Source organism: Holdemania massiliensis AP2 (assembly GCF_000327285.1).
GTDB classification, from domain to species: domain Bacteria; phylum Bacillota_I; class Bacilli_A; order Erysipelotrichales; family Erysipelotrichaceae; genus Holdemania; species Holdemania massiliensis.
Window position 1 is genome coordinate 313,450 of the sequence record NZ_HE998568.1, and the last position, 12,894, is coordinate 326,343.

Sequence of the window (12,894 nt, forward strand, 5' to 3'; positions counted from 1 at the left end):
ACCCACTACATGTTCCAGGTTCTTGATCGTCGCCTGAAGCATGTCCAGCTGGCCTTGTTCCTCATGATCATAAGCCACAAACGCCGAGATTTTCACCGAACCTTCGATGTTCTTGGTGACCTCCTGCATATTGCCTGTCACAATCATAAAGATCGAGATAATCAATAAGGTAATCGTAACCGCCGAGGCGCTCGATACCGACATCGCCGCATGCCGTCCCACGCCATAAAAGCCCTCGCGGATATGCCGAAAGAATCGTCTAATCATGTTTGATATATCCTCCCTCGTTCATGTCCGCTACGATATGTCCTGCCTCTAAGGCGATCGTTCGTTTGCGGTGCTTGTTCACCAGCGTGATATCGTGCGTTACCATCAGGATCGTCGTTTTTTCTTCGCGGTTGATCTTTTCCAGCAGCGTCATGATTTCATCCGACTTCTGCGGATCCAGATTTCCTGTCGGTTCGTCCGCAATCAGGATCTTCGGCTTGTTCGCAATCGCGCGGGCAATGGCCACACGCTGCTGCTGACCGCCGGAGAGTTCCTGCGGAAAAGAGCTGCCCTTATCATCCAAGCCGACCAGATTCATGACTTCCCGCACCCGTTTGCGGATTCTTTCCTTCGGCACGTTGATGACTTCCAAGGCAAACGCAATGTTTTCAAACACGGTTTTGCGCTCTAACAGCCGGAAGTCCTGAAAGACAACGCCGATATTGCGGCGGTACAGCGGGACTTTGGAATGCTTCAGCTTTCCGACATTGATCCCGGTTACCTCCACCTTGCCTTTGGTTGGAATTTCTTCTCCATCCAGCAGCTTGATCAGCGTGGATTTTCCCGACCCCGTCGGTCCGATGATATAGACAAACTCACCCTGATCGATCTTTAAATTGATATTGTAAAGGGCGTTTACACCATTTTTATATGTTTTCCCTACATGTTTTAATTCCAACATTTTCCGCACCTCATTTGTTCCTATTATAACATGGGTTAAACTTACAATATAGAATAAAAATAACAGGGATTCTCTCCTTTGAACCGAAGCTGTCCTTTTCTAATAACCGGACAGAGCCTAACCCTTTATCCACTTTGAACATCGCTAAACAAAAGGCATATCCGCACAGCGTAAAATACAGAAATAAAACGGCACATTCAAATGGGCACATGGGCACACGCCCCTTTTTTGCATCGGGAGGAGATGAGAAAAAATACCCAGCGTGATGTGTAAATTGTGATGAAATGATGAAAAATGCGAAAAGGATAGGGAGTTTTATCGAAAAAGCGCAATAAGAATCATAGCGGATATTAATTACCGGAAATGGATGATTCAATTCTGTGAAAGGGAACATTGGATTAAAAAATTGGGAAAGGAAGCGGAGAACATGAAAATTTTCAGAGAAAAACAGGCGCGATGGCAGCGTGCCGGAAGTCACAAGGGGTTAATTCAGAATAAACGATCCTTATCCGAAAGTGACCCGTTTAGAAATAGCGTTTATTGTAATGGATTGGATATCGAAATAGATGGCTTGACTGACTGTCTGGAAGTTCGCTCTACTGGGGAAACTGTAGAAACTGAATTTGGACCGATTAAAATGACACCCACTCTCCAAAGAAAGCTTAAACGCGAAAGATGGCGCTTTGATTGGACTAAAGCGGAAGGTGAAAACTTATTCGCATTACGTGTAAAAGGAGAGGACATCATTCAGGGATTGATTTCTTTTTCTCATGAACAAGGTTTTACAATAGTCTTTTTAGTGGAATCTAATCCAATAAATGTGAGTCATGAAGGAAAATATAAAGGAATTGGAGGCCATCTCTTCGCAATAGTTTGTTACGAAAGTAAAAAGCACGGCAATGATGGAATTGTAACGATGACGGCGAAAACAAAGCTGGTGGATCACTACGCAAAAACCCTTGGAATTCATTCTCTCGGAGCTAAAGAAAACATGGCGATTGATGAACTAGCAGCTCAGAAACTGATAGATAAATACATCCGAAAGCAGTATAATATTTATAGATAGGAGGACAGCGGAATGACAAAAGAAGAGATGCAGGCATTCTATGAATTAGATATTGCGGCAGCGGAAGCTGGTGGATATGTACAGCCCCCTAAATTTAAGACGGAAGAAGAAAAACAGGCAGAAGATGAAAAAATTAGAGCCTGAATAAAAAAGCATAAAGAGGAACAACGGCAGAAAAATCAAAATTAAAGAAAGAAACACAGTCTACTCGGTAAGGATATCGTTAAAGACAAGAATAAAAGGAACAGTAAGATTATGCGGTTCACTGCACGTATCATTTCACTGTTCCTCTTTTTTATTGTTTATACTTCACCCAAATTCGCGTAAAAGCCTGATCCCTTCCCGCTCAAAAACAGGAAAGCTATACCTTAAATTCCAGGCTAAACCCCTCACCATGGACATCCGTGGCATCACTGGTGATCATAAAGGCATTTTTATCAAATCGATTGACCAATTCCAGCAGCTTTGGATATTCCTTCTTTTCCACAACGACCAGAATCACCTTCCGCGGGGCGCCGGTATAGCCGCCTGTCGCATCGGTCAGCGTTGTTCCCCGGTCGAGTTCGGACTGAATAGCCGCGTTGATCTGAACATAAGCCTCGGAAATGATCTGCACTGCCTTGGCGTTGCCGCCGCCCAGCGTCAGCATCTTATCAATCCCAAACGACGTGCCCCAGACGGAAATAAAGCCAACCAGCACCGCTTCCAGACCATAGGTAAATAACCCCAGCCCCACCGTCAGCGCATCCGTGATTAGAACCAGCGTGGAGATTTTGATGCCGGTATATTTATTGACGATCAGCGGCGGTATATCCATGCCTCCGGTACTCGCTCCAGTGCGCAAAACCATGCCGATGCCTAATCCCCCTATCAGGCCGCCATACAGCGATGCCAGCATGGGATCCAGTTCAAGAATCGGAACAAAGCGCGTGATCACCGTCAGGTATACCGGATAGATCAGGGAACTGATTACCGTCTTGACCGCAAAGCTTTTCCCCAAAAACACAGTTCCCAGTACAAACATCCCTAAAACCAGCGCATTGACCATCATTGTCGGATCAATATGAAACAACGGCTCCAAGGCGACAGCGATACCCGCAACCCCGCCGGAAAGAATATTATACGGCAGAATAAACATCGCTACCGCCAGCGCCAGCATAAAATTGCCAATCAGAACCCAAGGCAGGTCCCGAATCATTTTCTTCATTTCCAAAACTGTTTCCTCCTTCACTTCACGCTCCATTATATCATGGTTCTTTCTTTACTGGAAAAGTTGGTTTATAATACAGGAAGTCAGAAAGGAGCAGAGGATGAAAAAGAAAAGTTGTTGGATTTTAGTCGGTTTGATGGTGATTTTTATTTTTTCCAATTCCGCTGCTTCCGCCTCAACGTCCAATGGCATGAGCTTAACGGTCAGCGAGTGGGTGCGGCCGGTCTTAAACACGGTCGGGCTGCATCCGGAAACGGATTTTTTAAATTTTGTCATCCGCAAGCTGGCGCATTTCAGTGAATATGCTTTATTGGGCGTTCTGATCGGCTTGGCTTATCGCCTCCAGCCCTGGTCATGGATGAAAGGCAAGGTTGCACTGCTGCCGTTTTTCATCATTCCGGTGCTGGACGAAAATCTGCAGCGGTTTTCTTCCGGGCGCAGCTGCGAGCTGCGGGATATGCTGATCGACAGCGCCGGAATGGCCGTCGGCATGATGTTGGTGATCGCCGTGCTGATGATTTTAAGCAACAGGAAAAAACAGGAGGATTAAAGGATGAACGAATGGAATTTAAACGACCTCTACACCGGTTATGACAGCGAAGCCTTCCAGCAGGATTTCGCGGCTTTAGACACCCGGATTGCCGAAATGAACACGCTGGCGGAAACGCTGGGTTCAAAGGATCCAAAATCCACATTGAAGGCGATCATTGAACAGCTGTCCACCTATCAGACGCTGACTCGTCGGCTGGGCGCTTATTTATCGCTGCGTCAGTCCGCCAACACCGCCGATCAGGAAACGGTGTCGATGAATTCCCGCTTTCAGATCAAAGCCAGTCAGTCGGCTTTGGCGTCTACACGGTTTCAGAAGTGGATCGCGGCACAGGATCTGGATGCACTGATTTCCAGTGATCCGTGTTTTCAGCAGCACGCCTTCTGGCTGCAGGAAATCCGCAGTCACGGCGCTCATACGCTGAGCGATGAGGTCGAGGATGCGATCGGCAAGATGGAGCTGAACGGTTCCAACGCCTGGGCCCAGCTGCAGGAATATATGACCTCTACGGTGGCGGTAACGATGGACGGCCAGGATTACACGCTGTCTTCGATCCGCAATCTCGCCTACAGCACGGAACCAGAGGTTCGCAAAAAAGCCTATGAAGCGGAATTGCAGGCCTACGATAAAATCAAGGACGCGGTCTGCTTCGCACTCAACTCCATCAAGGGTGAAGCCAACACGGTCTGCGAACTGCGCCATTTTGATTCCGTCCTGGATATGACACTGTTCAATTCCCGCATGAGCAAGGCCACTTTGGATGCCATGTTTACGGCGATTGATGAGGCGCTGCCGCATTTTCACGCCTATCTGCGCCACAAAGCCGAGGTGCTTGGCTATACCCACGGCCTGCCGTTTTATGAACTGTTCGCTCTGATGGGAGAAAGTACCCGGACCTTCACGGTTGAGGAAGCCAAGGCTTATTTAATTCAGAACTTCACGCCATTTTCCAAGGATGTCGCCGGAATTATCGAACGCGCCTTCGATGAGGAATGGATCGACTTCTTCCCGCGCAAGGGAAAGGTCGGCGGCGCCTTCTGCTGCAATCTGCCGATGTTAAAGCAGAGCCGGGTGCTGACCAACTTCGACGGCTCGCTGAGCGATGTCGTAACGTTGGCGCATGAATTAGGCCATGCCTACCATGGTCACCGGATCGAAAATCACAGCCCGCTGAACACCCGGTATTCGATGCCAGTGGCTGAAACGGCATCTACCTTTAATGAAACGGTCATCATGAACGCCGCAATCCGTGACGCCGCCAATGATGAAGAAAAGATGATGCTGATCGAAAGCACGCTGCAGGATGTCACGCAGGTCATCTGCGATATTTATTCCCGCTATCTGTTTGAAACAGAAGTGGTGGAAAAGCGGAAGGAAGGCTTCCTGTTCAGCGACGATCTGGAAGACATCATGCTCAGAGCTCAGAAGAAAGCTTACGGCACAGGTCTGGATCATGATCAGCTGCATCCGTATATGTGGATCTGCAAGAGTCACTATTACGATGCCGGCTTAAACTTCTACAATTTCCCTTACGCCTTCGGCTGCTTATTTGCCAAGGGCCTCTATGCTCAATATCAGAAGGAAGGCCCGGCTTTCGTTGACAAGTACAACCGACTGCTGGAAGCCACAACGATCAGCAGTGTCGAGGAAGTTGCCGCGATGGCGGATATCGACATCACCAAGCCGGACTTCTGGCGTGATTCGCTGAAGATTGTGGAAAACATGATCGACGAATTCATCGCCCTTTCCACAAAATAAACTTCACCGAAATCGTTCCGAACAAAAATCCGCTTCGTCTGCCGATCCTCAGATTAACAGATGAAACGGATTTTCTTTTTAGGTTGATGACATCGCGTAAATCGTTACCTCAATGGGCATAAGGAGTTAAAGCTTTATTCTTAGAACGAGACAAAATTTACTCCGCTTTTTCCTTCGCTTGCCATTTTCTAAAATAATGTGTTAAATACACTTGACAAAGAAGCCAGTAAATCCTATATAGGATGCAACATAAACAAGTATAGAGCAACAACTGAACGATGATATCCATTTGTATGAATTTCATTATGATCAAGAATATCGACAAACCGATGATAACAACAGATCTTTCACCATAAAGGAATAATTTCAATCTGCTTCTTTGACTATCATTCACCTGTATTACTTGGTTTTTAAAAACAAAATCAGCATCTTCATTCAAGCACTTTTTAATCTGTTTTCTTAAAGTAACCATTGAATATCGCTCGGCTAAAACCCTACAAGCCGCATTTCCCTCCTGTAAATATTTTAGCACAGTATGCTTTATGTTTTTATAAATTATACTTTCTTTTCCTATGGTTTACTGCTGTTTTGAAAATCATTCAAAATTGATTAAAAACCTATCATAAGCTTTATAATATTTATCTAGGTACTCGTGTAACAAAAATTTTGACATACTGAAACAATTTTGTTTCCAAGCGGACTAAAAAAAACTTCATCCCGATCCGCTCCAAATTCGTAGCAAACACGTTTTTTAGCTCAGGCGGCGAAGCGGTTAATGCCCCTGATCAAGATTCGCTCATCCGCCTCACGCTGCAATGTTTCCCAATCCTGATCCTTGCCGCCCAGATAGTCAAGCAGCTCCGGATCCATTTCCTCTAACAGGAAAAGCCCCAACTTCATCAAGGAAGCGATTAAGGAACGCAGCTTAAGCCGCCGAACTCGACCGGCATATTCCATGCCGTTAAAATCCCGAATCCATTTGCTTCGCCATTTTTTCTTATTGTGATTCCATTCCAGACAGTTCCAGCCTTGGAATGTCCGTGTCAGCACGATGTAAACCTCGGTATTCCGCTTCATGATCACCCCAGGAACCCAGCGGATATGCAGCGTTTTGGCCTGACTGATGCAATAATCCGCATATTCAATTTCATGCGCCGCCGCCCTATGCACCAGTTCCAGTCGGGTTTTACCCTGAAAGACAACCGGATGGGCAAAATCGGCGAAGTACGCCCGGCCGCCGCAGAAAAACAGATTCCAGCCGGCATCCTCCATATACGAACGGTATTTTCGATACAAACGGATTAAGCTCAGCTTTCCAGGGATAAACTCCTGCATATACCAAAGAACATGGTCAATTTCAAGAATATCGCCTTTTTCCCAAAGCAGACCCACCGCAAGATAGGGGTGATAAATATGATCCAGCTGAAAGACCAGCACCAGATGCTTCTGGATGCGCCGCAAGTCATGCCGCTCTACGGGAAGTGGTTTGTTTTGAAGCAGTTCCGCCGTCAAAGTATAATTATGCTTCAGATCGATGTAAGTCTGCTTATTCAGCGGGTGATCTTTTTCCAGCATCACGGTCTGATATTCGCGCAGATTGGCATAGGGTCCTGATGAACAGGCTTTAACCGTCAGCTCGGTCGCGTTTTTTGCCAGAATCAGATACGGCCGGATCTGATGAGCAGGATCAATCTTTGCCAGTTCTTCCTCAGACAGCGGCATCCGCGCCCAGACCAAAAAGCCCGGTTCGCATTGTTCAAACCAGGTTTGACGGTAATCCGGTGTCCCTTGTTCTATTTCCGTATGGGACTTCGGTTGAAATAAAGTTAAAATCCATTCCCAAAATTTTTTTATCATCTTTGTTATTCCTGTTCCAAAACGGGTATTGTTGTCATCACTTAAACTTGTTTTCTTTTATTATATCTAATCTTCATGGGAAACCAAAGTTGAAAATCGGCTTTCAGCCTAGAATTTTCGCCTGCTTCGCTGTCCAACTCTTTCGTGTCTAATCCTGCATCAGCTCTTCCAAACTGTTCAATCCGGCCAGTTCGATCAGATGTTCGATATCCAGACTGTCAAGCATTTCATAATCTCCGCGTTCAATTCGGATCAGATCGGAAAGCGTAAAATAAGAACATTCAGAAAGCTGACGCAGATTCAGGGAACGCTCTTGGCAGCGGCGGCAAAATTGACGGCCAAGCCGGCTAGCCGTAGCGTTCTGTTCCAGCAGACAGATATGCGTTTCCAGCCGGCTTTGCACAGCGTTTAAAAGCTGCAGCAACGCTTCAAATTCCGCGGCCTCGCTGCGGTTTCTTTGTTTCAGCCAGACTGTCTTGCGCTGCAGAAACAGCTGTTTCTGTTTAACATAAGCCAATACGCTGGTTAAGAAGGACTGATCACTGACGCTGATCAACGCTTTCATCCATGCCGCTTCCTGTGCGGCATATTGCTTTCCGTCACGCTTTTGCTTTTTTACTACTTCTCTCACTTAAAATCTCCCCCATCCCCTGATCATCAAACCGGTCGAATCCAAATCCGTTAGATCAGAAATCATTAATTCTTTTGAGTTAATTTTATCATAATCACTTTCCGGCTTCCATTCTTTTTTACGAAAGCCATGCGGTTACTTTTGCCTTAGGATTCGCTTTTGCCAGATTTGAATACTTGGGGAAAATGAGGAAAGAATAAAAATAAGGTTCATATATAGTACCTATAAATTATATCGCGTTCACGCTAAAATGCAAAGAGAGATGGGGTGTTTTAGTCATGATAGTTTTCGATCGTTTGTGGAAAACGCTGGCCGACAACAATATATCCCGATATAAGCTGATCAAGGATTACGGCATTAGTAAATCCCAGCTGGTTCGGATGAAGAAGAACGCCAACGTCACGGTGCTGACGATTGATCGCTTATGTCAAGTGCTGCATTGCCGCGTGGAAGATATTATGGAATATCAGCCGGATCTTCCCGAATCCCCAAACAGTCAAGAACCGCCATCCTCACAAAATGCTCATTCGGACGCCGAATTTTAATCGCCGTCCTTTTTTGTTTTCTTTTCTGAAAGGAATACTGGAAATCCCGTTGGGAATAGACTACAGTAAAGAGAGAAAAGAAAGGCGGGGATCTTCATGATCGAATTGGCGCAGCTTACACGTTATCAGGAAAACAACCGGCTGGAAGCCAAGAAAGCCCAGGGCGGACTGCCGCATAGCTTATGGGAAACCTACTCCGCCTTTGCCAATACCGTCGGCGGTGTCCTGCTTTTAGGCGTCATTGAAACACCGGAGAAATATTTTCAGACCGTGGCGCTGAGTGATCCGCAGAAGCTGGCTGATCAGTTCTGGCAGATCGTAACCAATCCTGAATTAGTCAGTGTCAATCTGCTTCAGCGTGATCAGGTTCAGGTTGTCAAAGTTCAGGATCATTGGATCGTTGTGATTGAAGTTCCACGGGCACTGGCCTGTGAAAAACCGGTTTATCTGGGTGCTTCACCATTTTCCGGAACCTATCGACGCGGTGGCGAAGGAGATTATCGCTGTCAGATCAGTGAAGTTCAGACAATGATGGAAAATCGGTTCCGCGAACTGCCGGATGGAAGACCGGTAATTTCCGCCACGTTAAGCGATCTAAAAGCTTCTTCGATCCAGACCTATCGGGAGTATTTCTGTAAGATTCAGCCGGATTCGGTCTGGAACACGATTTCGGAGCTTAGTTTTCTGCTTCAGATCAACGCCGTTTATTTTGCGAATGACGGAAGTCTGCGGCCAACGCTGGCGGGATTGTTGATGTTTGGCAGCGAAGAAGTGCTGCATCGTATCTTTCCCGGTCTTTCCCTGAACAATCAGCTAAGCGGCCATCAGCAGGAAGAAAACTGCTGCGACTTTTACTTGTCTGCCCGTCGCCAGGTTCAAAGTCAGCATCCTGAGGAAATCGCCTGGGGAATTAATGAAGCGCTGGTCAACGCATTGGCTCACGCTGATTATCAAGATCATCCGCAGATTGAGATCCGTGAAAACGATCAGGAGATTCAGATCGTCAACAGCGGTCAGCTCACCCGCCGGACGCTCCCCGCCAATCCGGTTTTGTATCAGATGTTTCACTTCATCAAAGCCGCTGATGGTCAGGGCACAGGTCTATTGCGGATTGAAGCGATCTGGAAGCAAAAGGGCTGGTCGGCCCCGCAGCTTACCGCTCATCAGCAGCGCCATGAAGTGCTGTTCCGCTTGCCGGTTTCACGCAGGCTTCAAAAGCGGCAGACACTCCAGCAGCGGGTATTGGATCTGATCACCACGGAAATTCAGGCAAGCCCGCAGTATATCCAAACCCAGCTTCGTCTGACCTCCGGTCAAACTGAAACTTTACTCCAGGAATTAATGCAGCAGGATCTGATCGAACAAGACCCGGAAAGTCAAGACTTCCGGCTGAAAGCATAGAATCCTTTGCCGAAGCTTCTTTGGCTGATGAGAATCCCGGCAGCTTCCTTTCACTTTACTTTCTGATTGGGCTCCTCGCAGACCTTCCTCCTAAAAAAGCTCAATGTCTTGGGTCTGATAAAAGTCAGGTTTGGTCTATTTTTGTTGCGGAAATTCCCCCTGCGGCGCTACAATAGAAAAGTTGAGGAGTGAAGCTATGAATAATCAAGAATTAAAAAGAGAAAATGCCCGCCTGCTGCAGCAGCTGAGTACAGTCTGCGCCAGCATGGAAGCCAATCGGATAGAAGCCGATCAGCTTGTCTTTCCCCGCTGGGATTTGTGCGTTCGTGCCCAGATTGACAGTTTAGATGAGCGGGTGATGGCGGTTTGTACGTTTGAACTCGACTGTCCCCGCTTTGACGAAACGCTGGTTGAGCGCTGCAGCGGAGCAGGGAAGGATCCGGATCAGGCAATCGGATCGGCTGCGGCCAGCTTTTTATTCGGCATGATGGCGGCCGTCATCACGTTAATGCGCTACGAATCAGTTCTGCAGCTGACAACCGAGTTCGGTGGAAAAGAACGCAAATGGAACTGCATCCAAAGTGAAGTCATCGGCATGGGTCAGCCTCTGAGCACCGATCATCGGCTGGATTACTGGAACGCGCTCAAAGGCTTGCTTCCGCAGGTTCTCGGCAGTCGGAAAATCACAGTCATCCAAGTTTACGGCGCCCGCCAGGCGGATGGCAGCGTCAATGCGGAATGCCGGGTCAACGGTGTTGTCTGCCGCTTTTTGAGCGAAGCCATCGCCGCGGTGGTCCAAACATGGGATAACAGCGAATTTGTTTCCCGCAGGCAGATTTTCCTGCTTGAACAGGACAGAACGCAGGCCGCTTTGTTCCCGTATACAAAAGCTCAGATCCACACCATGACAACCCAAGCCATGCGTCTGTTTCAGGCCTGCGATACTGAAGAAAAACTCAATCGTTATACGGAAATTCTGAGCCGGGATCTCAATGATGTTTCCCTGGCTGAGCAGTTCCGTTTCTTTCTGCCGGAAATCTGTGCTGAAAATGCCTTTCCTGAGCTGCCGATCGACGAGCATCTTTCCTTACATACGCCCGATCAGACAACTTCGGTGACAATCTTCCAGCTGACTGCGGTGGAATGGATGAAGGAAGCAGTCTACGAAGGGTTTAAGAACGAAGACTTTGATAACGAGCTGTTCCGGCAGCTGATCAGCCTCAGTTCGCTGTATGCCGAAGTTCATTCCCGGAAGCAGAAAGGGGAAGCGCTGAAAGATCACCCGGTTACTCTGCAGTTTCCTGTTTCAAACCGGTTTAAGTTATTCTGATTTGAGGCTTACAGTCTGCCATCGCTGGCAGACTTTTTAATCTTAAATCAGATTTAATCAAACTTTATTTTAATCCTTTCAACATGCAGCGCATTCAAGAATTTAATAATTTCTAAACCTCTTATCCCTTGATTTTCCACTCCACTCTAATTTCAGTAATTATCTTCAATAATGATTACATTCTTTTTAAACAAGGCAATGAATCATAATAATTATAAAAATAATTGTTGCACTATTAAATTTACATCGTTGTTTAAAATGAATTATCCACTTACTTTTTACACTTTTGGAAGCTCGTTGAAAAAGTCTTGTAAAAAAGCTTAAAAATTAAATATTAAATCTGTTATTTATTTACCCAGCTTATTACCTTTTTGTTCAATTCCCGCTACAATAATCGCGAAGGAAGTGAATATTTATGAATCACGTCAATTATGCCGCCTTAGGCAAGCGCATCCGCACAATCCGCAGGCATCGGCAAATGACACAGGAACAACTCGCCGAGGCTGCCGGCCTCTCCATCCCGCATCTGAGCAATGTGGAAAACGCCTCTACCAAGCTCAGTCTGCCCAAACTGACAGACATTGCCAATGCCTTGGAAGTTTCTTTAGACGAACTGGCCGGCGACAGCTTGAAGATCAAACACGTCCGTCCGGATATTGAAGAACTTGATGACAAACCATAAGAAATTCCTTACCTGTTCCCGGATGAATTTCTGCCTTCGCGGCAGATCCGTCTGCTTCAGACAAAATGAGGCAGGGAACGACCTGCGCTCAGACTTCATGAAAAAAACGGCTTTCTGCGAAGCCGTTTTTTCAGTTAATACTTTGTAATATCACGGAAGGAAATCAATTCAATTTCCTGTTGGGCAAACCAGGTTTTAACCTGCGGTGAAGTCGCGGCTTCCAGATCCTTGATCCGCACTTCAGTAAAAGACGACATCCGATAAATTGAACGGTCAAGATAACCAGGATGCAGCGTGACTAACGACAGCGGCAGATCCGCAATCCCGCTGTGATTCTGCAAGAAATAATCAGCCGGCTCCACGCCCTGTTCATACAAGGAATAGATGGCGTTCGCGCGCTGCGGCCGCTGAATCAGCTTATGATCCTGATTTTCCAGGTAGGACAAATGCGGCAGATCATAACGTTTGGCCAGCTCAGCCATCGCTTCCAACAAGTTCCGGGAACGAATGGCATGTCCTTCCAGATACTCCGGCAGTCTGCCGGTCAGCGCGATAAACCGGCGTATCTGCGCTTCGACTTCGGCCAATGCTTGATCTTTACTCACAACCGGATCCTGTCCGGCGGCCAGAGCGGCACGGCAGAACTTGGAACTGTGGAAAATCCCCTGTTCGTCGATTAATCCGGGAACTACGGATGGATCGGCGGCAGGCCGGCCTACGACGATATTGATATGCAGTCCCAGGCACAAACCTGGAACTTCCTTTATCCACTCCAGGGACGCAGAAGCTGCCGGCATGTTGACCATCACGGCTGTGCTGCGCACAATTCCATCGCGATAGGCTTTCAAAATTCCCAAGCTGATCGCTTCGGTGAAGCCGTAATCATCGGCTTTGATAATACAGCGTTTCATATTT

At 47.0% G+C, this 12,894-nt stretch carries 13 protein-coding genes and 1 pseudogene; 8 read left to right on the forward strand and 6 right to left on the reverse strand.

Going from position 1 to position 12,894, the window contains the following annotated elements; genetic code table 11:
- Together BN162_RS18760 and ftsE are read right to left on the reverse strand one after the other, a co-directional pair.
- Positions 1–267, reverse strand: a pseudogene (locus tag BN162_RS18760) (permease-like cell division protein FtsX); the annotation flags it as partial.
- A complete protein-coding gene (gene ftsE / locus BN162_RS09320; protein ID WP_020224822.1) occupies positions 260–949 on the reverse strand; it encodes a cell division ATP-binding protein FtsE in 690 nt (229 codons plus the stop codon). The pseudogene BN162_RS18760 and the gene ftsE, both read right to left, overlap by 8 nt.
- 427 nt (positions 950–1,376) lie before the next feature.
- On the opposite strand from ftsE, the gene BN162_RS09325 reads away from it, so the two are divergent.
- Together BN162_RS09325 and BN162_RS19160 are read left to right on the forward strand one after the other, a co-directional pair.
- The gene (locus tag BN162_RS09325; RefSeq protein WP_020224823.1) at positions 1,377–2,015 is read left to right on the forward strand and encodes a hypothetical protein; all 639 of its coding nucleotides are present in this window, start codon (positions 1,377–1,379) and stop codon (positions 2,013–2,015) included.
- A 12-nt stretch (positions 2,016–2,027) separates the two neighbouring features.
- Entirely contained in the window at positions 2,028–2,159 is a 132-nt protein-coding gene (locus BN162_RS19160) for a hypothetical protein (RefSeq protein ID WP_020224824.1), read from the forward strand.
- A 217-nt stretch (positions 2,160–2,376) separates the two neighbouring features.
- Here the strand turns inward: BN162_RS19160 and BN162_RS09330 are convergent, their stop codons facing one another.
- Positions 2,377–3,222 carry a YitT family protein gene (locus tag BN162_RS09330; RefSeq protein ID WP_040451909.1) on the reverse strand — a complete coding sequence of 282 codons (846 nt, stop codon included), beginning with the start codon at positions 3,220–3,222 and terminating at the stop codon, positions 2,377–2,379.
- A gap of 103 nt (positions 3,223–3,325) precedes the next feature.
- Here BN162_RS09330 and BN162_RS09335 point away from each other — a divergent pair, with 103 nt between their 5' ends.
- The gene (locus BN162_RS09335) at positions 3,326–3,775 is read left to right on the forward strand and encodes a VanZ family protein (protein ID WP_020224826.1); all 450 of its coding nucleotides are present in this window, start codon (positions 3,326–3,328) and stop codon (positions 3,773–3,775) included.
- Between the two features lie 3 nt (positions 3,776–3,778).
- Positions 3,779–5,533: a M3 family oligoendopeptidase gene (locus tag BN162_RS09340; RefSeq protein WP_020224827.1), complete on the forward strand. Its 1,755-nt coding sequence runs from the start codon at positions 3,779–3,781 to the stop codon at positions 5,531–5,533.
- 756 nt (positions 5,534–6,289) lie between these two features.
- On the opposite strand, the gene BN162_RS09350 is transcribed toward BN162_RS09340, so the two are convergent.
- Together BN162_RS09350 and BN162_RS09355 are read right to left on the reverse strand one after the other, a co-directional pair.
- Positions 6,290–7,390, reverse strand: coding sequence for a hypothetical protein (locus tag BN162_RS09350; RefSeq protein ID WP_020224829.1), 1,101 nt, complete (start codon positions 7,388–7,390; stop codon positions 6,290–6,292).
- A gap of 148 nt (positions 7,391–7,538) precedes the next feature.
- Positions 7,539–8,021: a hypothetical protein gene (locus BN162_RS09355; RefSeq protein WP_147612167.1), complete on the reverse strand. Its 483-nt coding sequence runs from the start codon at positions 8,019–8,021 to the stop codon at positions 7,539–7,541.
- A gap of 278 nt (positions 8,022–8,299) precedes the next feature.
- Between BN162_RS09355 and BN162_RS09360 the strand changes: the two genes are divergently transcribed.
- The 4 genes from BN162_RS09360 (at position 8,300) to BN162_RS09375 (ending at position 11,979) form a co-directional block, all read left to right on the forward strand.
- The gene (locus tag BN162_RS09360) at positions 8,300–8,566 is read left to right on the forward strand and encodes a helix-turn-helix domain-containing protein (RefSeq protein WP_020224831.1); all 267 of its coding nucleotides are present in this window, start codon (positions 8,300–8,302) and stop codon (positions 8,564–8,566) included.
- A 96-nt stretch (positions 8,567–8,662) separates the two neighbouring features.
- Positions 8,663–9,967 (forward strand): AlbA family DNA-binding domain-containing protein, encoded by a 1,305-nt coding sequence (locus BN162_RS17920; protein ID WP_020224832.1) that lies wholly within the window; start codon positions 8,663–8,665, stop codon positions 9,965–9,967.
- A 196-nt stretch (positions 9,968–10,163) separates the two neighbouring features.
- Entirely contained in the window at positions 10,164–11,297 is a 1,134-nt protein-coding gene (locus BN162_RS09370; protein WP_020224833.1) for a DUF6348 family protein, read from the forward strand.
- Positions 11,298–11,712: 415 nt separating this feature from the next.
- Positions 11,713–11,979, forward strand: a complete 267-nt coding sequence (locus tag BN162_RS09375) for a helix-turn-helix domain-containing protein (RefSeq protein ID WP_020224834.1) — start codon at positions 11,713–11,715, stop codon at positions 11,977–11,979.
- Between the two features lie 134 nt (positions 11,980–12,113).
- Here the strand turns inward: BN162_RS09375 and BN162_RS09380 are convergent, their stop codons facing one another.
- The gene (locus tag BN162_RS09380) at positions 12,114–12,890 is read right to left on the reverse strand and encodes a ChbG/HpnK family deacetylase (RefSeq protein WP_020224835.1); all 777 of its coding nucleotides are present in this window, start codon (positions 12,888–12,890) and stop codon (positions 12,114–12,116) included.
- Positions 12,891–12,894 lie beyond the last annotated feature (4 nt).

Excerpts from the sequence above, each read along its gene's own strand:
- ftsE (WP_020224822.1), bottom strand. The coding sequence starts at position 949 with ATGTTGGAATTAAAACATGTAGGGAAAACATATAAAAATGGTGTAAAC.
- BN162_RS09325 (WP_020224823.1), top strand. The coding sequence starts at position 1,377 with ATGAAAATTTTCAGAGAAAAACAGGCGCGATGGCAGCGTGCCGGAAGT.
- BN162_RS19160 (WP_020224824.1), top strand. The coding sequence starts at position 2,028 with ATGACAAAAGAAGAGATGCAGGCATTCTATGAATTAGATATTGCGGCA.
- BN162_RS09330 (WP_040451909.1), bottom strand. The coding sequence starts at position 3,222 with ATGAAGAAAATGATTCGGGACCTGCCTTGGGTTCTGATTGGCAATTTT.
- BN162_RS09335 (WP_020224826.1), top strand. The coding sequence starts at position 3,326 with ATGAAAAAGAAAAGTTGTTGGATTTTAGTCGGTTTGATGGTGATTTTT.
- BN162_RS09340 (WP_020224827.1), top strand. The coding sequence starts at position 3,779 with ATGAACGAATGGAATTTAAACGACCTCTACACCGGTTATGACAGCGAA.
- BN162_RS09350 (WP_020224829.1), bottom strand. The coding sequence starts at position 7,390 with ATGATAAAAAAATTTTGGGAATGGATTTTAACTTTATTTCAACCGAAG.
- BN162_RS09360 (WP_020224831.1), top strand. The coding sequence starts at position 8,300 with ATGATAGTTTTCGATCGTTTGTGGAAAACGCTGGCCGACAACAATATA.
- BN162_RS17920 (WP_020224832.1), top strand. The coding sequence starts at position 8,663 with ATGATCGAATTGGCGCAGCTTACACGTTATCAGGAAAACAACCGGCTG.
- BN162_RS09370 (WP_020224833.1), top strand. The coding sequence starts at position 10,164 with ATGAATAATCAAGAATTAAAAAGAGAAAATGCCCGCCTGCTGCAGCAG.
- BN162_RS09375 (WP_020224834.1), top strand. The coding sequence starts at position 11,713 with ATGAATCACGTCAATTATGCCGCCTTAGGCAAGCGCATCCGCACAATC.
- BN162_RS09380 (WP_020224835.1), bottom strand. The coding sequence starts at position 12,890 with ATGAAACGCTGTATTATCAAAGCCGATGATTACGGCTTCACCGAAGCG.